The organism is Paenibacillus terricola (assembly GCF_014779765.1).
Lineage (GTDB): Bacteria > Bacillota > Bacilli > Paenibacillales > Paenibacillaceae > Paenibacillus_T > Paenibacillus_T terricola.
This window is the reverse complement of the sequence record NZ_JACXZA010000001.1, coordinates 195,505-217,525: the sequence shown is the minus strand read 5'-3', so window position 1 is coordinate 217,525 and position 22,021 is coordinate 195,505. Positions and strand designations below refer to the sequence as shown.

24 protein-coding genes are annotated in these 22,021 nt (G+C 50.4%); 6 read left to right on the top strand and 18 right to left on the bottom strand.

All coding sequences use genetic code 11. From position 1 onward, the window contains the following. Window positions 1-206 precede the first annotated feature (206 nt). The 3 genes from H8B09_RS01020 to H8B09_RS01010 form a co-directional block, all read right to left on the bottom strand. Window positions 207-1,226 (bottom strand): carboxymuconolactone decarboxylase family protein, encoded by a 1,020-nt coding sequence (locus H8B09_RS01020; RefSeq protein WP_191201631.1) that lies wholly within the window; start codon window positions 1,224-1,226, stop codon window positions 207-209. Between the two features lie 23 nt (window positions 1,227-1,249). Beyond that, window positions 1,250-1,675, bottom strand: coding sequence for a DUF6220 domain-containing protein (locus tag H8B09_RS01015; protein ID WP_191201630.1), 426 nt, complete (start codon window positions 1,673-1,675; stop codon window positions 1,250-1,252). A gap of 113 nt (window positions 1,676-1,788) precedes the next feature. After that, window positions 1,789-2,238 (bottom strand): MarR family winged helix-turn-helix transcriptional regulator, encoded by a 450-nt coding sequence (locus H8B09_RS01010; protein ID WP_224753309.1) that lies wholly within the window; start codon window positions 2,236-2,238, stop codon window positions 1,789-1,791. A 137-nt stretch (window positions 2,239-2,375) separates the two neighbouring features. Here H8B09_RS01010 and H8B09_RS01005 point away from each other — a divergent pair, with 137 nt between their 5' ends. The 3 genes from H8B09_RS01005 (at window position 2,376) to H8B09_RS31160 (ending at window position 5,386) form a co-directional block, all read left to right on the top strand. Next, complete coding sequence (locus tag H8B09_RS01005) at window positions 2,376-3,824, top strand: MFS transporter (protein WP_191201628.1); 1,449 nt, start codon at window positions 2,376-2,378, stop codon at window positions 3,822-3,824. Further along, a complete protein-coding gene (locus H8B09_RS01000) occupies window positions 3,821-4,912 on the top strand; it encodes a saccharopine dehydrogenase family protein (protein WP_191201627.1) in 1,092 nt (363 codons plus the stop codon). Before H8B09_RS01005 ends, H8B09_RS01000 begins: the two co-directional genes overlap by 4 nt. A gap of 225 nt (window positions 4,913-5,137) precedes the next feature. After that, window positions 5,138-5,386, top strand: a complete 249-nt coding sequence (locus H8B09_RS31160; protein ID WP_191201626.1) for a DUF6597 domain-containing transcriptional factor — start codon at window positions 5,138-5,140, stop codon at window positions 5,384-5,386. Between the two features lie 90 nt (window positions 5,387-5,476). On the opposite strand, the gene H8B09_RS00990 is transcribed toward H8B09_RS31160, so the two are convergent. Beyond that, window positions 5,477-6,154, bottom strand: coding sequence for a TetR/AcrR family transcriptional regulator (locus H8B09_RS00990; RefSeq protein ID WP_191201625.1), 678 nt, complete (start codon window positions 6,152-6,154; stop codon window positions 5,477-5,479). A 162-nt stretch (window positions 6,155-6,316) separates the two neighbouring features. On the opposite strand from H8B09_RS00990, the gene H8B09_RS00985 reads away from it, so the two are divergent. Continuing rightward, on the top strand, window positions 6,317-7,300 hold the full coding sequence (locus tag H8B09_RS00985; RefSeq protein WP_191201624.1) for an aldo/keto reductase: 984 nt from the start codon (window positions 6,317-6,319) through the stop codon (window positions 7,298-7,300). A gap of 77 nt (window positions 7,301-7,377) precedes the next feature. Here H8B09_RS00985 and H8B09_RS00980 read toward each other — a convergent pair whose 3' ends face one another. The 11 genes from H8B09_RS00980 to H8B09_RS00930 all read right to left on the bottom strand — a co-directional run bounded on the left by H8B09_RS00980 (window position 7,378) and on the right by H8B09_RS00930 (window position 16,222). Then, window positions 7,378-7,992 carry an MBL fold metallo-hydrolase gene (locus H8B09_RS00980; protein WP_224753308.1) on the bottom strand — a complete coding sequence of 205 codons (615 nt, stop codon included), beginning with the start codon at window positions 7,990-7,992 and terminating at the stop codon, window positions 7,378-7,380. 583 nt (window positions 7,993-8,575) lie between these two features. Continuing rightward, on the bottom strand, window positions 8,576-9,541 hold the full coding sequence (locus H8B09_RS00975) for an NAD(P)H-binding protein (protein WP_191201623.1): 966 nt from the start codon (window positions 9,539-9,541) through the stop codon (window positions 8,576-8,578). A 99-nt stretch (window positions 9,542-9,640) separates the two neighbouring features. Continuing rightward, window positions 9,641-10,162: a TetR/AcrR family transcriptional regulator gene (locus H8B09_RS00970; protein ID WP_191201622.1), complete on the bottom strand. Its 522-nt coding sequence runs from the start codon at window positions 10,160-10,162 to the stop codon at window positions 9,641-9,643. 18 nt (window positions 10,163-10,180) lie between these two features. Beyond that, a complete protein-coding gene (locus tag H8B09_RS00965; RefSeq protein WP_224753189.1) occupies window positions 10,181-11,677 on the bottom strand; it encodes a multicopper oxidase family protein in 1,497 nt (498 codons plus the stop codon). Further along, window positions 11,670-12,239, bottom strand: coding sequence for an NAD-dependent epimerase/dehydratase family protein (locus H8B09_RS00960; protein ID WP_191201620.1), 570 nt, complete (start codon window positions 12,237-12,239; stop codon window positions 11,670-11,672). The genes H8B09_RS00965 and H8B09_RS00960 overlap by 8 nt, the downstream gene beginning before the upstream one ends. A 23-nt stretch (window positions 12,240-12,262) precedes the next feature. Beyond that, a complete protein-coding gene (locus tag H8B09_RS00955; protein ID WP_191201619.1) occupies window positions 12,263-13,705 on the bottom strand; it encodes an MFS transporter in 1,443 nt (480 codons plus the stop codon). 250 nt (window positions 13,706-13,955) lie between these two features. Then, on the bottom strand, window positions 13,956-14,477 hold the full coding sequence (locus tag H8B09_RS00950; RefSeq protein WP_191201618.1) for a TetR/AcrR family transcriptional regulator: 522 nt from the start codon (window positions 14,475-14,477) through the stop codon (window positions 13,956-13,958). A 255-nt stretch (window positions 14,478-14,732) separates the two neighbouring features. Further along, window positions 14,733-14,975 carry an SRPBCC domain-containing protein gene (locus tag H8B09_RS30835; protein ID WP_318152508.1) on the bottom strand — a complete coding sequence of 81 codons (243 nt, stop codon included), beginning with the start codon at window positions 14,973-14,975 and terminating at the stop codon, window positions 14,733-14,735. Then, window positions 14,917-15,291, bottom strand: coding sequence for a VOC family protein (locus H8B09_RS00940; protein ID WP_191201617.1), 375 nt, complete (start codon window positions 15,289-15,291; stop codon window positions 14,917-14,919). The genes H8B09_RS30835 and H8B09_RS00940 overlap by 59 nt, the downstream gene beginning before the upstream one ends. Window positions 15,292-15,337: 46 nt before the next feature. Beyond that, the gene (locus tag H8B09_RS00935) at window positions 15,338-15,853 is read right to left on the bottom strand and encodes an SRPBCC domain-containing protein (RefSeq protein ID WP_191201616.1); all 516 of its coding nucleotides are present in this window, start codon (window positions 15,851-15,853) and stop codon (window positions 15,338-15,340) included. Window positions 15,854-15,877: 24 nt separating this feature from the next. Beyond that, window positions 15,878-16,222, bottom strand: a complete 345-nt coding sequence (locus tag H8B09_RS00930; protein ID WP_191202737.1) for an ArsR/SmtB family transcription factor — start codon at window positions 16,220-16,222, stop codon at window positions 15,878-15,880. 231 nt (window positions 16,223-16,453) lie between these two features. Between H8B09_RS00930 and csaA the strand changes: the two genes are divergently transcribed. Beyond that, complete coding sequence (gene csaA, locus H8B09_RS00925; RefSeq protein WP_191201615.1) at window positions 16,454-16,783, top strand: chaperone CsaA; 330 nt, start codon at window positions 16,454-16,456, stop codon at window positions 16,781-16,783. A 63-nt stretch (window positions 16,784-16,846) separates the two neighbouring features. Here csaA and H8B09_RS00920 read toward each other — a convergent pair whose 3' ends face one another. The 3 genes from H8B09_RS00920 to H8B09_RS00910 form a co-directional block, all read right to left on the bottom strand. Further along, a complete protein-coding gene (locus H8B09_RS00920) occupies window positions 16,847-18,658 on the bottom strand; it encodes a LamG domain-containing protein (protein ID WP_191201614.1) in 1,812 nt (603 codons plus the stop codon). Window positions 18,659-18,824: 166 nt separating this feature from the next. Beyond that, complete coding sequence (locus H8B09_RS00915) at window positions 18,825-19,661, bottom strand: 1,4-dihydroxy-6-naphtoate synthase (RefSeq protein WP_191202736.1); 837 nt, start codon at window positions 19,659-19,661, stop codon at window positions 18,825-18,827. Window positions 19,662-19,674: 13 nt separating this feature from the next. Next, window positions 19,675-20,331: a futalosine hydrolase gene (locus H8B09_RS00910; RefSeq protein WP_397376034.1), complete on the bottom strand. Its 657-nt coding sequence runs from the start codon at window positions 20,329-20,331 to the stop codon at window positions 19,675-19,677. Window positions 20,332-20,747: 416 nt separating this feature from the next. Between H8B09_RS00910 and H8B09_RS00905 the strand changes: the two genes are divergently transcribed. Then, complete coding sequence (locus H8B09_RS00905; RefSeq protein ID WP_191201612.1) at window positions 20,748-21,980, top strand: aminopeptidase; 1,233 nt, start codon at window positions 20,748-20,750, stop codon at window positions 21,978-21,980. Window positions 21,981-22,021: the final 41 nt, after the last annotated feature.

The following is a 22,021-nucleotide window of genomic DNA, read 5'->3' as shown; positions in this document are numbered from 1 at the left end:
CGGAGGGCGATTACAGCGTATTAGATCGGTTAGTCCTTTCGAGGAACGGTTCACCGTAACGGGCGTATCGGCGAATTTTTAGGGCATCCGATGTTGGATGCCCTTTTACAGTATCATCGGAACCGGCCAGCATCAGTACAACCCACAATTGCCTCGACATTTACTAAGATGAGTTCCTTTTGACGAGGGGAACGCCAGAGATTAAATTATCCAGGTACCGTCAGATGTGCCCCGATTTTTCGAGCAACCGTAAAACTGGCCCAGGCAAGCACATTCAGAAGCTGTCTATCCTCTTTAAAGAAAGCGCGAAATTCATCAATAAGCGTATCATCGATTTGATAAGGTGCAGTCGCAGTCAACAGGCAAAGTCTAGCTGCGGCCCGAGACGGGGCATCGAGTGGTCTTACGACTTGTTCAACCCAGCCCCTGCCTAGTGCGGGTTTAGCTCCATCCCATTCATCTATATATTGCTTAACGACGGAACGTGTTGCATCATCCAGATCAGCTTCCCCCGCCTGATCCGCGGCTGCTGAAAGATTCGCGAATGCCTTGCTGATGACTGGACTGGAGCTCGCCCAAGATAGATCGTCCGGCAATTGAGCATCGCGCAAGAATACGAGAGAATCGCCGATTGTTTTTTTCTTTTTCAAGTTCGATGAGAATAACAAAGCTACAAGCCGTTTTGTAATTTTAGAAATAAATTGGTTTTTCACAGGAATGAGTGACTTATTCGTCAGCAGTACATCAACCATTCGGGTAATGTAGTTGTTGATTACGAGTGTGCCGATGATTTCCGGTGCCTCTTTTGCAGTAAATGGCAGCTCTTGCAAGATGGGGGAATTCGGTACACGCGTCGCGAGCGTCCATTCCACAATGGATCTGAGTTTTCTATCCTGGATTTCCCCGATACGACCACCAAAGATTTGACGTGCCACATCACTCTCTCCTGCGGCCATGAGCATAGTGCTATGCGCATCCATGCAAAACGGGCATTCATTCCCTTTCGCAACCGCCGTGGCAACAGCCTCCTTAATCGCTCTCGGTACAATCCCCACCATTTCCGTCTCTCGTAAAGATGCCCAAACCCCCGCAAGCAATGAGGGAGAGAGGGAGTGCATAACAAACAGGTCCCCCACTAAACCAAAATCCCTTTTGATTTGCTTGAACATGTCAAAAACTATGCCTTCGGCTGCGGAAACGGGCGTTGATCGAATATATTTGATCATGTTGTTCTCCACCTTCCATTCCGTTAGCCGATTGTCTCGACGGTCCGAATCAGAGCCATTGTCCGAAAGAATAAAAAGACGGCGATGACCGGGTGAATCGCAGCGAGCCAGCCTATCTGCTCTGAATAAATTGCGCTGAGAAACATGAGAACGATCATGCCGACCAATGCCGCACATTGCACACGAATTGCCGCAGGATGTTTCTTCACCATTGCAATGATCAACATGATGAGCGGCAGCACGGCAAAAACGTCGGCAAAACGCGAATGTTCCGTCCATCTCGCGGAGTCCGAAAACACGGCCAAACCCGCCAAAAATGCTTGTGCGATCAAACATATCGCGAATACCCAGGCCAGCGTTTTTAAGAACATGGCCGGACCGGACAACCTTTGTTGCATCACTTTTTCCTCTCTAGTATCCAACCGGTTATTCAGTTCGTTCCTGGACATACCATCACGCCCTTCAGATAATTGTAATTACACAACTATTATATTTATACAACTATTTTGTGTCAACAAATAAAAAGAAAGTCCGCCGATTGGCGGACCCTCCTTGGTTCGATTCAAATCCCGTGAAACGTAGTTTGTTTGAAAGCATGCAATAATGCGCGGATTCCGGCTTCGACCCGGTCCATGTCGTCGTCGGGAACTTTCTCCAGAACAGCGTTGCAGACGTGAAGCATTTTGCCATGAAGCTCCTGAAGCATCCCTAAGCCATGCTCGGTCAATTGGATCAAGATCTCCCGTCGATTATCCGGATTCAGGTTGCGGGATACGACTCCGTTCTTAACCAGGGGATCAAGTAAACGGGTCAGCGTCGAAGGTTCGATGCCTAGACGGGCCGCCAAATCTCCATTGCGGTAACTCCCCTTGTCGAGCAACATGACGATGTGCGCTTGGCGGGGCGTCAGCCCTTCCACGAAGGATTTGTCCGAGCTCAGTATTGTCGATTTGACCAGAACCTCATTGATCAGCTCGTTTAAAATGATTGGATCGATACAGGCCACCCCCATCAACGTTTAGCCCCATTGTAGTTGAAAAAGTTGTATCTTTGCAACAATTTCCGAAAGAACCATTGACAACGAGGCCGACATCATTTAATTTGTACTTATACAATTATTGTGTTAATACAAATTAGGAGTGGTGATGGATGAATGTCATTGCAGAAAACAAGCAGGCGCTACCCCAAACCGGAAATGGAAAATGGCTCGCGCTGGCCGCGCTGATGGTCGCGCAATTCATGGTGGTGATCGATATTGTCGGATTGAACGTAGCCCTTCCTTCGATTCAACGTTCGTTGCATTTCTCGAACTCCAGCTTGGAATGGGTGATGAGCGCGTACCAGATCGCGTTTGGCGGTTGCCTGCTGCTCGGGGGTAGGATCGCCGACCTCTTCGGGCGAAAGCGGATGTTCCTGATCGGTGCAGCGGCTTTCGCAACGACTTCGCTCTTGTGTGGTTTGGCCCCGACAGCACTCTCGCTAATCCTTTTCAGGGTAATACAAGGTCTCGCTGCGGCTATTCTGTCGCCGACTTCGCTCTCATCGGTGACCCGAATGTTTCCGGAAGGCCGCGAGCGCAACATCGCGCTCGGCATCTGGGGGGCCGTATTCGGGGCTGGAGGCGCAATCGGCAGCTTACTTAGCGGCTTGATCACGACGACCTTGGGCTGGCAGTGGTTTTTCTTCCTGAATCTCCCGCTCGGCTTTTTTGCGCTGCTGATCGGGCCGAAGCTGCTTCCTGCTGATCCAATCGCCGAGAAGCGGCAAGGGTTCGATATCGCCGGCGCGGCCACCGTTTCGTTGGGCTCCGGTCTGCTTCTTTATGCACTTAGCACAGCTTCAGGATCAGGGTGGAACTGGAACGTCTTCCTTCTTCTCGCCGCAGCTCTGATTCTCTGGGTAAGCTTCATCCTCATTCAAAGAAACGCTTCCTTCCCTCTCGTTCCCAAGGCGGTCATACGGATCGCCACGATGCAGGTCGGCGTCGTTATCGGGATATTGGCCGGATCTTATCATTTCTCCATGTTTTTTCTGCTGACGCTTTATATGCAAGACGTCTTGCATTTATCGGCCATCCAGACATCTCTCGGTTATTTGGCCGCCGCGTTGCCGACGATCGTATGCGCTAATCTGTCATCACGGTTCATTCGGCGCTTCGGGGTAAAGTCAGTGCTGGTTGCCGGGCAATTGCTGGTCATGCTCTCCTTATTCTATTTGTCCCGCATGCATGTTGACGGGACTTACATGTACGATCTATTTCCCGCTCTTCTTGTCGGGGGAATCGGTTGGGGCTTACTCTTCCCATCGATCAATATCATGAGCTTCTCCCGCGTGGAAAAAAGCCAAACCGGCAGCGCCGCCGGCATCATCACCATGAGCGAACAGCTTGGCGGCGCCATCGGCTTAACCTTAGCCGCAACCGTCGCAGCCTCTCGAGCCGCCGATTACGCCCGGACGCACTCGGGCTTCGCCATTCATACGCCGGAAGCGATGACGGCCGGATTCTCGGGAACATTTCAGTTGACTGCTGCTTTAGCTTTGCTGGGTTTCCTGCTCTCCATCCTCTTGATTCCTTCCCGTCGGGAGGAGCAGAAATGATGAAGGATGATATTGTCGTAGTCGGCGGCTATGGGAGGGTAGGGCGCATCATCTGCGAAGAGTTGGCGAACCGATGGCCCGGAAAGGTGGTCGCCGCCGGCAGAAGTTTGGAGAAATCGCAGCGCTACTCTTTAGAGACCTCCGGGAAAGTGAAGTCGATGCAGCTTGATGTCCGCGACATCCCGGAGCCCGGGTTCTTCGAACGAACCCGGCTCGTGATCATGTGCCTGGATCAGACGGACATTTCGTTCGTTCGAGCCTGCTTGGAAAGCGGCACTCGGTACGCCGATATCTCCGCTGATGACGAATTTCTCCAAAAAGTCGAAACGCTGCAAGCCCTCGCGCAGCGCAGTCGGACTGCCGCATGGCTGAGCGTTGGACTGTCCCCTGGCCTTACAAACGTTATGGCGGCGCATGCCCACCACATGATGGATCGTACAGAACGGGTCGACATTTCCATGCTAAGCGGGCTGCGAGATAGCCATGGCAAAGGGGCAATCGAATGGACGGTCGACAACCTCGCTCGCCCCTTTCGGCACACATTCGAAGGCAAGCAGGTCATCCGCCACAATTTCTCAGATGGGCGAACGATTGATTTCGGCCAAGCGTTCGGCCGTTGGAAGGCATATCGCTTCAACTTCTCGGATCAGCACTCACTTGGCCGCACATCAGGCATTGCCAATATTTCTACGAGGCTTTGCTTCGATAGCCGCTTACTGAATCAAAGCTTGTTCGCGCTTCAAGCGACCGGGTTGAATAGGCTGTTACGAAACAAGACCGTGCGCAACGCAACAGTCGGCTTGTTCGCGCGTATCAAGATGGGCCGCGAATTCATCGCCGTGAAGGTAGATGCTTACGGACTGCGCGGAGATAAGGAAGCCCATGTGGAACTGTTCGGCTCTGGAGAGAATGAGGCTGTTATTACGGGGAAGGCTGCAGCTTACGCGGGAAGTCGGCTCTATTGCGAAGCGAATTTGCCGGACGGCGTCTACCACCTTGAGCAGCAGGAGAAGCTCGGTAACCTGGCTTCTGCTTTGCGCGAGTGGGTTTCGATCCAGACTGCAGTAAACGGGAGGTTTGTGGAATAGTCGGCATGAGAAATGGCTCAACGCCTCTAGCCCCTTCGACTCCTAATTTTTTGCCGTCACTTATGGTAAGATTCACCGCGCTGTCTGTAACGGCAAAAAATTAATGGCCATCCTTTTATGGGATGGCCTTTTCATTTGTTGAGCTAGTTTGATCACTCTCCAACTTCCACAAAAATTATCAGTCGCCATTACTTGTGGAAGGGTTCACTACGCTGTCGAAGCAAAATGCCCAATATCTGGTATAACGAAACAAATCCGCCGCACGCGAGAAGGCTCACCCTACCCGACGGCTCGATCGATCTCGTCATTGATCTGTATGATCGTAAAACCCGTATACATAATCGATATGACAGCGAGACAACACTCGCATCTTCCATAATTAGCGGGCCCCACACCGACTATTATATAACGGATTCTTCAAGCGAGCGGTTCATGATTGGTGTGCACTTCAAGCCCGGCGGCGCTGGTTCATGACTGGCGAGGGTGACTAAGACGTTAGTCTTGGGGCACCCTGTTCTATCCGTTTCATTGTGTATTGGTAATCTACCGACCCGGGCCTTCGGATTACCCCCTATATAAGTTCTTGGTAATTTTTTGTGCCAAGTCCTCAATTCTAGGCAACATCTTTAAATCGTCTACTGCTTGAAGTTTCTCAGGTTTGAATAATTGAAGTTTTTTCAACATGTAATAATCATGAAGAGCCTGGGCAAGGGTTAAGTTATTTACCATTAAAAATTTGATATCGAATATCTTTTGCAGTAATTCGTCTTGCTTGATGAAAAGCGTACCATTGATCTTATTAAATATGCCTTCTTGTATTCCTTCATCAAGAAAAACCATTATTTGTTGTTCCCGCAGCCTCAAAGCTTCCCTTAATCGATCATAAATTTCAGGATAAACGCTTTCGAGTTCCACTAAAAAGACATCTGTAATGTATTCAGCAACTAATACGGATCGTTCGAAAAGTTTCTGGAATCGAATACTAAACTTTTGATCTGCATCCAGTGAATCCACCATATGTTCATTAATATAATCGACATAGAAATTCACAACAGTCTGAACAACCTCTTCTTTTGATTGAAAATACTTATATAAAGTAGCCCTGCTTACATCCATAATTTTTGCAATCTCTTCCATGCGCAAGAATTGAAAACCGTTTTTCCTCACATACGGTATTAGTTTCTGTACTAACCTGGTTCTTGCCGCGTTTTGTTTGTCCGTTACTCTGTTTTCTTCGCCCATTTATATGCCCCCCTTATCTTTTTATTCTACCTAATGCCAACTAAAATTAAAACACCACAGTCAAAATAAGCATACAAGACACTTTTTGTATTTTGTGTTTACATTTGATTAAATCGGTGTTACCATAAATTTAGGCTTTAGGATAAGAAAGGAAGATCCATTATGAAAACGAGAACAATGGGAAATAGTGATCTGGTTGTTTCCTCTATTGGTTTAGGTTTGATGGGAATGTCGGGAAGTTATGGTCAAACGGATGATGAACAGTCCATTACAACCATACATCGCGCTCTGGAACTTGGCATTACGTTGCTCGATACCGCCGATATTTATGGTAATGGTCATAATGAGGAATTGCTTGGGAAAGCCCTCAAAGGCCGTAGGACTCAAGCGATCATTGCTACAAAGTTTGCTTTCCTTCCTAATTTTTCGGGAATCAACGGTCATCCGGATTATGTGAAGAAAGCAGTGGATGAAAGCCTTCGTCGATTAGGGACCGAATATATTGATCTGTATTACCAACATCGGGTAGATCCTAATGTTCCGGTTGAAGAAACGGTAGGAGCAATGGCTGATCTAGTTCAAGCTGGGAAAGTTCGTTATCTTGGACTTTCGGAAGCTTCTTCATCTGACATTCGCCGTGCACATGCAGTACACCCCATATCTGTTTTACAAACCGAATATTCTCTTTGGAGCCGGGAAATCGAAGATGAAATACTGCCTACCGTAAGAGAATTAGGAATTACCCATATAGCTTATAGCCCACTGAGTAGAGGATTTATATCCGGAGAACTTCGCAAATTCGAGGATCTGGAAGATAATGACGTACGCAGATATATTCCGCGTTTCCAAGGGGAGAACTTTTCCAAAAATGTGGAACTGGTAGATAAAATTAAAGAAATCGCAGAAGAGAAAAACTGTACTCCTTCTCAATTGGCACTAGCATGGACGATGGCAAATGGTGCTTTGCCAATACCGGGAACTAAGCGGATCAAGTATTTGGAGGAAAATGCAGCTTCCGTTCATGTTGAACTAACGCCTGATGAGTTAATTCGTATAGAATCTGTTAGTCCGAAAAATGTAGTACACGGTGGTCGACTTATCGATGGCGAATCATATCGGAGAAATTTGAAGAAAGTAAATGACTGACTGTACGCTTGATTGAGATAGTACGTACAAAAAGCGAAATCGAAGGGCGCCCGACCAAGTGCCCCCCTCTTACGATTCTATTCATACTGCATAGTAACGACGCCAGCATATTGTTCAAGGCTTTCCTTGGACACGTTCAACGTCTTTACGTCTGTCGTCCGTGTCCCGGCAGCCTCGAGGAATTTGTCCACCTTAGCGAAGAAGATCCTTCCGATAATTCCCAATGCCTTCGTGCTATAATGCATCGGAATCGCTACGGTCGCATGCAATTGACGCATCACTTGAGCGGCTTCCGCCCCAGCGAGCGTCGCCCTTCCTCCTACGGGCACGATAAGTACGTCCACTTTGCCGATTTCTTTGACTTGTTCTTCTGTAAGCAGATGCCCCAGATCCCCGCAATGGCAGATCGTCAGTCCATCCATCCGAAAGCGGAAAACAATATTGGGCCCTCTTTTCTTGCCGTTCACCTTATCGTGGAAAGTCTTGAACCCACTAATGCTCACATCGCCGCGACTGTATTCTTTCGGCTCGTTCACTAGCAAGTAATCACCCGATGCGGCGTTAACTTTATTGTGATCGCCATGATTGTTCGTAACCACGACAATATCCGAATCAACCGGAACCGGCATGCGATAGCCAAGAAACTTAAAGTAGGGATCGATGAGAATCCTCGTTCCGGCATCCGAAGTCAGCAGAAAAGAAGACCATAACAGGATAGGAAGTGATGATATCGTGTTTGATTTGGAGGCTGAACGCTTTATCGCCGCTATCGTAACAAAAGCGAACTATGTCAGGATTTAATGAATCTACCAATCGGTCTAGAACGCGAACAGCCCCAACCGAACAGCGTCTTCAAAGAGGATATGCTTCTGATGGCTTTAAGCAGCGATTCCTATTCCTTTCAAAAAAGACGAGCGCGGCTATTCCCCCGAGATGTTTTTGGAACAGATTCGTTTGACCTTCCACTTGTATCCGTGAGTATTCATGTTCGTTTATTTGTTCGTTAGTCATCAAGTTTTGGAATGATTTTCTTTCAGAAAAAGCGGCAGCCTTGAACAAAAAAAGTCCAAGACTGCCGCTTTTTTTATAGTCCCGCTAAATCTCGCCGCACCAAGTTTCGTCGTTACTTATGATACGGTTCAGCTTAACGGGTCTATCGGCGAAATTTTTAAGGCACCCAATCTGGTGCCTTGCTATTCTGTATAGACTTATTATAGCGACGACTCAGCGTTTTGGTCTGAAAATTTATTGCACATTACCCGAGCGCTTAGGCAATCATTTATTTGCTCTCTGCAGTGCTTTTATCGTTGAGGCGATCCCTTCATGGAATGGTGTTGCCACGACCGGGCCGATGGAACGTTCGTACTTGTCTCGGCTTAATGTTAGCGGTTCTTCGGTCAAGTAAAGCATCTCAACGACTTCTTTCATGACGGGCAAGCCGATTCCGAGCAGGGACAAGCCCAGCTTCTTCAACGGAATGACCGGTCTGACACTGCCGCTCGCCGATTGCGCAATCTTCACGATCTCTCGTCCGGCGATCATTCCGGCGCCCGGAATATGCCAATTCTGCTCGTAGGCGAAGTCTCTACCGGCCAATTCGACAATCATGGCCGCCGCATCCGGCAAATAGACGAACTCGCGAGGAATATGCATATTCCCAATATAAAATGCCAATTTGCCGGCCGCGATCGCCTCCAGGGTCGAGCCCAAATAAGAAGCTTCGTTGGCCGTAGGTCCGTAATAATCCGGCAATCGAGCGATCAAAACCTTGGCCTTGTTCCACCGCTTGTTGAACAACATTCTTTCGTAATCTAGGCGGGCTTTACCTTTGCGAGTATGCGGCTCTTTGGGATGCTCCTCGGTTACGAGGTCGGATTGTCTCCTGCCGTACGGATATATACCGTCAATTGCGACGACTCGGACAGCCATGCGCTCGGCCGCCTCCATCACCGACTCGCCCAGCGGAATCAACTTGCTGGTCATTTCATGATAGGGAACATTCGCGCAATGGAACCATACATCAGCTCCACCTGCTTGAGAAGTGATATCTTCGGGTCGCATAGCGTCCCCTACGGCAAGCGTCAGATGCTCGGGGTTGCCTAACCGACTCGCGAACTGCTCTAATTTCTGACGCGATCGCCCGAATGCAATGGTATCGATCCCGCGTCTCACCAGTTCTTCCGTAATTGCGGCGCCCGTTCCGCCGGTTGCTCCAATGACCATTGCTTTTGTTATCGTCATCTTTATCTCGACCTTCCTATGCAATATTTGTGATTGATTAATCACTAACCTGACGCTGCACTTTATAGATTTGCTGTCAATAAGGATTACTTTTGGCCCTTAGGCCTCCTTCAATTCCGGCATCTCGATTGCCTTCGCAATATTACACAGCATCCCTCGGGCAAGGAACAGCATCGTCCTCTCTTCGGGATTCGGAAGCTTAGCTTGACGGAAAGCCTCGAGCAACATCTTTCGCACTTCCCCAAATCCATACCGCATGGCATTTTGAATGGCTTCTTCCTGCATCGTCTGCGCCTGCATCTGCAGGAGCACTTCGTTGTGATAGCTATCGGCGACTTGCTCGTAGGCTGTGATCAGTTCGGACTCCAGGAGCTCCGAAGATGCAGAATCAACTACTTCACGGAAGGACGCGATGATCCGCGACCAGGATACCTCAAGCGCCGATAGAAGCAGCTCTTCTTTAGACTGGAAGAAGTGGAATACGTAAGGCTGCGAGATTTGCACCCGCTTCGCAATCTGTGACGTGGTCGCTCTGTAATAGCCGATTTCTGCAAATACTTCAATAGCTGCAGAGGTAATGTCGGCCTGGCGATTGGCGAATGACTTGGCATCTCTCGTCACGAATTTGGCTCCTCTGCTTTAAAGGTCGGGTAGATTGCCTGATCGGGTTCCGACCCGGTATGGCGTCGTAACGCCTTCGTAATTCAGCATCATGCTCATCCCCATCGAGGCATGCTTGAGATTGTGGCAATGCACCATCCAGAGGCCGGGGTTATTAGCTTCCAGGTATATCTCATAGGTCTCTCCCTTCTTCGTTAAGAGCGTATCCAGATACACCGGACTGCCTCGCAAAGCAATGCCGTTCTTGCTCAATACGCGGAACACATGTCCATGAAGGTGAAACGGATGGTCACCTCCGCCTGTGTTGGAGACAGTGATGCGCACATGTTCCCCTTCCTTGACTATCATTGGGGGAATGTCCGTAAAGGCTTTGCCGTTAATCGATTTGACGAAAAGCGTCTGCCCTAGGTTAAGCTCGAAATGTCGATCCGGTTGAACTTGCAGATCAGCATCGTTAGGCAGCGGAGTGCCATAATCGATGAACGAGAACACTTCCCCGTTTTCCGAATGCTGCGGCTCGCTTCCGCTGCCGATTGCAATCGGCAAGCTGTTGGCCGTAGGACTGCTGATAATGACTTTGCCCGTCCTCGGAACTTGAATGAGCAGATCGTAGCGCTGACCCGCTCCGATCGGAACGATCGTTCGTTCCAGCAGTCCGGGTTCATGCAACTCGTGGCCATCCATGGCCACAACCCGGAAAGGTGCCCCGTCGACATTGAATTCCATCGTTTCATTACCCGCATTAATCAGCCTAAGCCTGACCTGTTCGCCTGGTTTGCCTGGGACGGCTAGACCCTTCGTGCTTCCATTCAACAGTATGGAGGATCCCAGTTGTTGATAAAGCGCGGTCGCCTCCATTATCGGAGAACCGGATTCGGATGCTGCTTTGGCTTCGACAATCAGCGCACCCAGCAGTCCCTTGCTTACCTGGATTGAACTCATCTGGTGGGAATGGTACCAATAAGTGCCCGGAGTCGTCGGTGCGATGAACGTGTAGGTAAACTGACCGCCCGGAGCAACGGCATCTTGCGTCACTCCCGCGATGCCGTCCTGCGAACACGGAACCGCAATCCCATGCCAATGGATCGAAACGCCATCCTCGATGTCCTTGTTATGAAGGGTAATGACCACTTTATCGCCCTCCGTCACGCGAAGCTCCGGCCCCGGCGAAGAACCATTGAAGGTCCAAGCCTTAACTGTCTTGCCGTTATCCGGCTTAACTGTCGTCTGTTCTGCTATCAGATCGAAGTTGCGAATGGGGGCTGTTGATTCCGGTGCCGTTAGCGAATCGCAAGATACCCCGCCTTCTGAAGAAGAACCCTCCATGCCGGCCATGTGCTCCATATGCTCCATCCCCGCCATATCACCCATCGTATGGTGAGCCATATTCATCTCTACCGGCTTCTGAAGCCGCATTTGCGAGAAATAGGTGATTGCCGCCGCACCTATCAGAAGCGCCAATGCCACAGGAATTCCGATATAAACCAGCCTCTTTACCTTTTTCCTTCTAGTCAAGAAGCATACCTCCTTGCCATTTTTGTTTGGCGGCATCCTCTACGTACAAATAGTCTCTTCTAACAGATGGATCGACGAGCTTCTTGATCGGTTTTCCTTGAACGATTTTACGAAGCGCATAATGAATGATCGTGTTGGAAATGCCCTCGCCATACAGCTCTGGAATGGAGATTCTCATAGCCTTTTTATCCGGAGAGCTTAGAGCTTCCTCGGCTGGCAAATAAACGCCTTCGAGAATAACCGTTCTAGCTCCGGTCACGGCAGAGACTCTCTTCACCGCTTCCAGCATCATCCGCACCTTCTCCGGCTTATCATCGTAGGTCAAGCAGACTCCGCAGAAGATCACATCAACTCCTTGCGCTGCCGCAAGCAGCTCGCCCTGGTTTCCGGCATCTCCATGTACGGTCTGTAGAAGCGATGAAGATGAGAAAGTCTCCCCCAGCGCCTCCAGCTTCTGCTTAGAACCGGAATAGGCAACGACTGCGAAATTTGAACCAATTAATTGCTTGATCAATGCTCTTCCCCAACCGTTACCTGCTCTCACTACCATTGCTTTTACCACTTAGACCGCTCCTTTGTAATTGATTAATCACTAACTTTGTAAATCGAAGATGGACGTACAATCGCAAGAACCACGATCGCGCCGATTATGGCGAACCCGGCTGCGCCAAGGTATACCCAGGAGAATCCGCCAGTTAACGCTTTTGCTTCAGCTACCCCTTTTCCCATTAGATGGTCGATGCGAGACGACGCCGTAGTTGTCAGTACCGCGAGTCCAATTGCGCCGCCGATTTGTTGGCTCGTATTAATCAAGCCGCTTGCAAGCCCTGCTTCTCCGTCGGTTACACCATGCACGGACAACTCCGTTCCGGAGACGAAGGCACCGCCTAATCCGATCCCTATCAAGATGGATGGCCCAAGCAGATCAATGGTGAACGAAGCGTCGCTCGGCGATAAAGACAGCCAGATCAGCCCGCCGGCCAGCAGGATGAGCGATGCAGCCAGCGTATTGCGTGTACCGACGCTTTTGATTATTGCGGGAACGGCACCAGCGATCAAGACCAATGCGCCGGCCAGCGGGAGCTGAGTGAGTCCTGCTTTTAACGCGTCGTAATGAAGAACTTGCTGCATGTAAACCGAGAGCGCGAAGAACAGTCCTGTTGTCGCTCCCCCGATGAGGAGCATAGCCAGATTGCCGCCCGCAACCGACTTGTTGCGGAAAATTCCTAACGGCATAAGTGGGTTCGAAGAGCGCTTCTCGATAAAGATAAACGATCCAAGCAGTACAATCGCGAGGCCTATGAGAAGCAGCGTCTGAGGAGCTGCCCAACCGACCTGCTCCGTACCAGAAAGCGCAGCTACGAGCGCTACAATGCCAGCCGTTACCGTAGCTGAGCCCGGTAAATCAAGACTTACACGTTCTCCGAGTGAGTCTTTCGCGATAAGGATGGGAACTGCCGCCAGAACCAAAGCGGCTACAGGGACATTCACATAGAACACGGATGACCAGCCAAGAGAAGCTGTCAGTACGCCGCCTAACAGAACACCTGCAGCACTGCCGATGCCCGCGACCGCGCCCCAGATGCCGAGCGCCTTCGCCCGATCACGCGGATCTGCGAACAACTTGGTGACAAGAGCAAGCGCGGCCGGTGCCAGCAATGCGGCTGATGCGCCTTGAACCGCTCTCGCGGTGAGCAGCCAGGCTCCCGAGGTCGCAAGACCTGCTGCGGCTGATGCCAGCGCGAATCCGGCGACTCCTAGCATGAACGTTTTTCGATGCCCCATTCGGTCCGATAATCTTCCTCCGAGAAGCAGCAGTCCCCCGAATGGAAGCACATAGGCGGTAATAACCCAGCTTAGCGTATTCGTGCTTAGGTGAAGCTCCGAGCCGAGCGAGGGAAGTGCGATGTTAACGATCGATGCGTCCAGCACCACTAGGAATTGCGCGAGCGCCAGCGCGATCAGCGCCCACCACCGATAAGATATCGCGCGAGGACTCGTAATTGCCGTTTGAACCGTTGAACTCATTTTAATCTCCTCCTGTTATTGATTGATCAATCACAATCAAGTAAATTTTTTTTGAACCTACAAGCAACCCGATTGTGATTATCCGGTCCAATCTTTTTGCCGGATTTGTCCAATTGCTTCAATAAGTAAAAACGACTTGGTCACCCCGCATTTCGTTTGGTTAGTGATTGATCAATCACTACTTTGTTGAAACTAATATAGCACATGGTTAGTAATTGATCAATCACTTTTGTGAAAAATTTTCCTCCTCTCATCCCTTCATTAGTTCGGGCATGTTTAGAGCGAGGGCTACATTACATAACACTCCACGGGCGAGGAACAGCATCGTCCGCTCTTCGGACTTCTCGATACCCGCTTCACGGAACGCCGTTAATACCATTTCTCGGACTTCCTTAAAGCCGTCCTGCATCGTATTCCGGATCGCTTCTTCCCGCATAGTCTGCGCCTGCATCTGCAAGAGTATCTCATTCTGGTGCTTCGCCTGAATGTTCTCATACTCGCGAATGAGCGTTATCTCCAGCAATTCCGGGGATGTCGTATCCACAACCTTACGGAACGATTCGATCACTCTGGACCATGAGACCTCCAACGCATTTAACAGCAGTTGCTCCTTCGTCGAGAAAAATCGGAATACGTAAGGCTGCGAAATGTTTGCCCGTTCTGCCACTTGTACCGTCGTTGCTCTGTAGTAACCCACCTCCGCAAAAACTTCAATCGCCGCGGAAAGAATGTCTGATCTTCGATTAACGGACGTTGCATCTGATTTAGCCATTTCTAGACTCCTCCTGCTGATAGTGATTGATCAATAATATGGTCAGTATACATCGGTTACCTGAGCTGTGCAACAGCATATACACTTATATTTCGCCGTCACTTATGGTACGGTTCTCCGCGATTAATCTTTAACCCGCCATTCGTCTTGTACGCCTGATCTTCCTCACAAGAAAAAAGCATTACCGTGAGCAGCCCCCTGCAAAGGGGCATGCCTCCTGATAACGCTCTAACAAATCGCTTCACACACACTTCGTTACTGAGTCTCCACCAAATACTGTTCCAACTGATCGAATGTCCCTCCGAAGCCTTGCTGCATGGATTCCAACATGCCTTCAAAGAAGCTTCGCTCCTCATCGGAAGCGTTGAACGGTTGGCTGCGGATGGTCATTTTGGTCGTACCGTCATGATTGTCCGTGAAAATAACTTCGTTATGAACATTATTTCGTTTCCATGACTGCGAAGTAGTTCTCTTCGTCGTCTGCGAAGTTGAACACACGGCCAGACGGAAGATTCACGATATCGCCGACTTTCACGTTTTTATTCTTCAAATCACTGTACAGCGAGTCGAAGCTGTCGGAGAAGAACATGAGAGATGGCGTTCCGAGATTCATGCCTGGGTTCATCTTCGCAACAGTCTCTTTGCTATGAAGGATGATCGTCGTCGCTGCGCCCTTCGGTGCAATCTCGATCCAACGCATTTCGCCCATGTTTACTTCGTTCACCACTTCGAATCCAGCTTTCTCCGTCCAGAAATCGCGACATGCGTCTTGGTTATTAACGTACAGCATAATTTGTCCAACTTTATTGATCATGGTTAGATACACTCCCTTGATAGACAGGTTTATTCAGATTTACTATTTACTTCACCGAATCCAAACGTTCGCTCAATCGGTTCCAAGTCTCCGTAATGCCTTGCAGCATACCCATATCGAGCACCGTTTGCAACGCTTCAGCCGAAGCATATACCCCGCGGTTAATGAGCTTCGTGCTGCCGCCAAGATCAACGAATTCAAGCGTTACTTGAGTCGATGGCAGTTGTTCGTTCACATTGCCCTCTGCATCTGAGAAAAAGTCCGTGTACACAATCTTCTCCGGTTCATCAATTTCGCCGTATATAGCTTTACCCCAAGATTCCATGCCGAAGAAATCGCCTTGGTTCTTATCGACGCACTTCATGCAATAATGCCATACGCCGCCTGGACGAAAATCAACATTGCACACCGGAAGCTCCCAGCCCCTCGGTCCCCACCAGTGTTTCAAATGTTCCGCTTCTTTAAACATTCGGAACACAAGCTCGCGCGGCGCGTTGAACTCCCGCTCCAGTACCAGAACCCGATCATTCTCTACCGTAGATACAATCGCTTGATTTGTCATTGTGTTGGCCTCCCAAGGCTCAATTTATTGGTTATCCTTGCTCTGCAGTTCGCGCAAGTAGTTGTCTAAATTATCGAAACGCTCTTCCCAGACGTGACGGAACGATTTCACCCATGACTGAAATGTTAGGAATGGTTCTGACCGCAGCTTATATATTCGTCGATTCGCGTCCGCCGTTACTTCCACCACTCCGCTATCGCTGAGCACCTTCAGATGCTTCGAAGCTTGAGGCTGGCGCAGCCCTAACCGATCCGCGATTTCTCCTACTGTCAGAGGGCCTTCTCGCAATAACTCCACGATCTGCATCCGATTCGGCTCAGCCAAGGCGCTTAGTGCTGCCATATCAATCCCTGGATTGCCGCCTGACATGTTGTTCACCTCGTTAGATTAAGAATGGTCGTGTAATCATCCCCTTCTTCATGAGGATTAACTTCTTATGGTTATAATATACCTCATAGGGAATATTCCTGTAAAGGTATATTTAAAAATCTTTTCCCCTCAGATTTGGTTCAAACCGTATCAACCAGCACTCTTTCATAGCTTTGCAGACAAACATTATAGTAAGATAACGAGAATGAAGAATGAATGGAGTGACTCAACATGGCAACGATCGAAGACTTTTTGAACCTGGACATCCGTATCGGTACGATTATCGAGGCAGAGCCTTTTCCAGAAGCGCGCAAGCCTGCAATTAAACTAACGATCGATTTTGGCGATCTCGGCATTAAGCAGTCATCCGCTCAGATCACGCACAGATATACGCCCGAGCAATTGATCGGCACGCAGGTAGCAGCCGTCGTTAATTTCCCCGTCCGACGCATTGCTGGCTTCAAATCCGAGGTACTCGTCATTGGCGGCGTTCCGGAGGAAGGCGACGTTGTGCTGCTGCGGCCGGATGTGCCGGTGAGCAATGGAACCCCCATCGCATAGAGAGTGCGGTGCACGGTGAAGAGGGCTATCCGTCCGTGGACAGCCCTCTTTGACATGTACATTTTAGACCAATATATTAGCATCCGTATGAGATTCGATTTCAGCTGCAGGTGTAAGGTGGTTAACGATCTCATGCAGAACTATCAGCCCCGCCGCCTCAGCTTCACGCGCATCATGCAGCAAACGCAGCGCCTCCGACCTCAATTGAGGTTCGGCCGTATCTGCGCCATGCGGGAACGGGAACAGTTCTCTTAGGCCCACCCATGCCCGATAACTGCACATATATACATCTGCCGCCTTCAACATCAGCTGCTGAAGCGTGATGTCCTGAATGGACATGCAGTGTGTAATGGCCGATTGCATGAAGAATGGTGCTAAATACTGCCTCGACGACGTAATCCACAGCAGGTTATAGCTCGTATCGAATGGCGGTGCCGAGCCTGTCTCGAATGCCTCGATCCAGGCATCAATAGCAGCTATGCCATTGCGACGGGATGAGCCCTCCATGCCAACATTCTCAATATGCTGAATACCTAACGCTAATGCCGTACGCAACGTTTTCCGATAGCTCGCATCCTCTTCCTGTGTGTAACGTGTTACACCCAAATGCGGCTTTTCTTCCCTCTCCTTTAGGACGAGCACGAACATCTCTGGATTAATGGGTTGTCCTTGCAGCGGCCGCCTGCCGAAATCATCATAAGCAAGCTCTCCGCCTTCACGCGCATGAATATCATGAATATTCAATAGCTGACGTTTGTCATCGTAGCCATATATAAGGCCATGCTCATAGTTATCGAGATTCCAGCCGATTGCGGCATAGCCGCGCTGAATACTGTCTCCGACCATTAGCAGTGCTCTGTCGATCGTATCGTCCGCCCAGTCTCCACCATAGATGTTCGCCGTGAGCACGTCCATGTCATAGCCCAGATTGTCGAGTGCAGACCGCAGCAGACTGCCATCCCCGAACACATCCATCGGTACGATCTGCTTTGCCCCTGTGTTAATGGCGAAAGCTTGTCCTGTATAAACCAATACCTGCGGCAGCGTTATCGGCTTATTCGAATATTGCATAACGCCATACAATGCGAAGGCAAGCGAGTTATAGCAATCATTCCAGTTAAAGGTTTGACGCTCGAGCAGCTTCCGCACAGGTCCCCGCTTCCTTGCCGACCTTTTCTGACGCGGCGCCTCCAGCGAAACAGGCACAAGGTTCGGATCGCCCTCGTAACCATGTTCGGTATATAGTTCCGAAATCTCTTGTTCGAGCAGGACCCGGTTATAGATCCGAATATCGTCAATCGCACCATTGAACCAGAATCGCGGCTCATCCGAGTTCTTTTTCCCGATATAGATAGGTTCCTCATCATTAGGCTTGAAAGTACCTGTCTGGCAGTCATTCAGCTCTCCGTTCACGTAAAGTTTATGATCACTGCCATCATAGCTAGCTGCCACATGATACCATACACCGGGTTGGATCGGATATTTGCCGACCGCATCTTGTCCGCCCATCATTCGGTGCCAGACGAATCTATCGCCTTTGGTGCTCAATTGGAACACTCGCCGCGATCTATCTGCTTGAAGGCCATGGTCGTCCTGTGAAATAATCGCGTTGCTCCATCCCTTGAACGCGACGTTCTGATCATACTTCACCCAGACGGAAACCGAAAATGCATCCGGGTTGAGCGACAGCGGAGGGTCCAGTACAATATGTTCACCTTGACCTGAGAAAACATAAGCGCGGTTATCTTCACCGAATCGATTCGCCGCCGCTACGACTGTACCCTCTGCTTGCGAATGTCTGCCTTGCCCACTCGTATCCTCCGTACTCCCGTTAAACAAATATTCGGCGGTTAGTCCTACTCGCAACTGACTCAAACAAGCTTCCCCCTTCGTTTGAAATCGCAGTTATATCTCCTATAATCTTCCTATTAAATATACCATATTAAGTGCTGGTTCATATGCAAAAAAAGACCAAACCTGCCCCCACCGAATGAGTTGGGGATGCAGGTTTGGTCTATTGGCATTAACTGTGGCCCGTATGTTACAGCAGCTTCTCCGGATCGATGTGCGGAACAAGTCCCTCATCTGCCGCACGGCCGAGCAGCGCTCGGATCGCGCCGAAGCCGTCCTCGCCTAGATTGCGGGTAAACTCATTCACATACAGCTCAATATGCTGCTTCGCAACGTCAGGAGACATCTCCTGCGCGTGACACATGACATACTCGCTTGATGCTTCAGGATGCGCCCAAGCGTACTCAACGGAAGCACGAACCCAGTTCGTAATCGCGTCGCGGTCCAACGAGCGCTTCACAATGATCGCGCCGAGCGGAATGGGAAGGCCTGTATCTGCTTCCCACCAGCTGCCAAGATCCTGCATTAGCGTAAGTCCGTAGTTCTGGTACGTAAACCGCGCTTCATGAATAACGAGGCCTGCGTCGATCTTCCCATCGCGTACAGCCGGCATGATCTCATGGAACGGCATCACGATAATATTCAAGCTGCTGCCCCCACCTGGCACATGGTCTGCCGCCCACAAGCGGAACAGCATATAAGCGGTCGAGCGGTCGCTCGGCACTGCAACTGTACGGCCAGCGAGCTTCGCCGGATCCGTATTGCCGCCGTTGGTCAGCACAAGCGGCCCGCAGCCGCGGCCAAGCGCGCCGCCACAAGGAATTAGCGCATATTCGTCAAGCACATAAGGAAGCGCTGCGTAAGAGATTTTGAGTACCTCTGGCCCTTCGCCTTTTGCTGCCCATTTGTTCGTAATATCGATATCCGCGTACGTTACATTCAAGCTTGGCGCACCCTCTACTAAGCCATGCGCCCAAGCATGGAACACGAATGTATCGTTCGGACATGGGGAATAAGCAATGTTCATCGTCGTCATAATGCTAGAATACCTCCTTCAATACAGAAACCGCTTGTGCCAATCGGCCAAGCGCCTCTCCGATTCGCCATGCGGATTTATCTCTCGGGCCTACCCGATTCGAGATCGCACGCAGCTCGAGTACAGGAACGCCTGCCAATTGCGCAGCCGCTGCAACACCGTAGCCTTCCATCCCTTCGGAAGCCGCTCCCGGCACACGAGCAGCCAGCCGAGCAGCCTGCTCTGCAGAGCCAGTCGCCGTCGAGACGGTCAACGCTTGTCCTGCACATGCACGCATGTCTGCCGTTAATAGTGCTTCCGTCAAACGGTGCGCCAGCCCCTCGTCCACTGCCACGCGAGCAGAGCCGAAGCCAAGCTCGTCCACGCTAAGAAACCGCTCGCCATCCGGCGTCTCTGCGCCAAGATCAGCAGCGGTAATGCCTGTCGATACGACAATATCGCCGATGTCGGCTTGTCCGTCGAAGCCGCCGCCGATGCCCGCGCTGATGACGAGCCGATAGCTGCCAGCAGCTGTTGTCAATGCTGTCGCCGTGCTTGCCGCAATGATCGCGGGACCAACGCCGCCAGCGATAACAACGAATCGCTCATCGCCTTCCAGACCGCGCAATACCGCATCTCGTTCCGCTTCAACTGCGGTTACGATCAAAATTTTGTTGCCCATCATTCCATCTCCCGTTGCTTGCGTCTACATGCTGAGTTTACATGAATGCGACGGATGAGACAAGAAACGACGTAGGTAGACACCAGTTACTTACAGTCGGGTACAGCCCTAACGGCGCGACTATTTGATCCCCAGCTACGAACGTATCACTGACTGCGGTTATCGTTTCGAGGACAGTCGATAGTCGGGAACACGAATATGCAGCAACAGTGGTTCAATCGCATGATTAGCGCAATTTACCATATACTATGGTAGGCTAACGCTTGTTCAACACATCACGACCTTCATCCGTTCGCTTGTTGCCGCCATTCGCGTTACAATAAGACTATCGGCAATTAGACGATACATACAGATCTCTTAATTAGCAGAGTGACTTTGAGCTCCACTCAAAGATCCAGATGTCAGGAGGAATACGAATGCCAGTTACATCACAGCAATTAGACAAATACGCGGAGCTGATCGTCAAGGTCGGCGTCAACATTCAGCAAGGACAGGATCTATTCGTTACCTGCTCGATTGAACTCGTAGAGCTGGGCAGACAGATCGCCGCGCAGGCTTATGCAGCAGGCGCATCCAACGTTCATATCGATTGGACGGACGACGTTACCGCTCGATTGAAATATGAGAAGGCGGCAGATGAAGTATTCAACGTATATCCGGAGTACGAGAAGCTTAAGCGCAATACGTTCGTCGATCGCGGAGCCGCATTCGTCGCCGTCGTATCGGCAAGCCCGGATCTGTTGAAAGGCATCAACCCTGCCCGAATCGCAGCGTTCCAGAAAGCGTCCGGCGAAGGACTCAAGCATTACCGCCGCGCCATTCAATCCGACCAGAACAGCTGGACGGTCGTCGCTGGCGCTTCCCAGGCTTGGGCTGCCAAGGTGTTCCCGGATGCATCGCCTGATGAAGCAGTCGATAAGCTGTGGACGGCGATCTTCGAATCCGTGCGCCTGAATACGCCGGACCCCGTTGCAGCTTGGCAGACACACAACGAGAACCTGCATGCGAAGGTCCATATTCTTAATGAGCGCAAATATCGCAAGCTCCACTATCGTGCTCCAGGCACCGATCTCACGATCGAGCTGCCGGATAAACATCTGTGGGTTGGCGCGGCAAGCGAGAACAAGAACGATATTCCGTTCATGGCGAATATGCCAACGGAAGAAGTGTTCACCGCTCCTTATAAGAATGGCGTGAACGGCTATGTATCCAGCACGAAGCCGCTCAGCTACGGCGGCAACATTATCGACGGTTTCAAAATCACGTTCGAGAACGGCCGTATTGTAAAGGTTGAAGCCGAGCAAGGGCAGGACATTCTGCAAGGTCTCGTCGATACGGACGAAGGCTCCCACTACTTGGGCGAAGTGGCGCTTGTGCCTCATCAGTCGCCGATCTCGAACTCGAACATCCTGTTCTACAACACGTTGTTCGACGAGAACGCATCGAACCATCTCGCAATCGGCAGCGGCTATGCCTTCAACGTCGAAGGCGGCAAAACGATGTCGCCGGAAGAACTCGAAGCAGCCGGCGTCAATACGAGCATTTCGCATGTCGACTTCATGATCGGCTCGGCCGAGATGGACATCGACGGCATCCGCGATGACGGTACAGTTGAGCCTGTGTTCCGCAGAGGCAACTGGGCGTTCTAAATTCGATAAGACAAAAACAGCGACAACCCGGGACAATAACG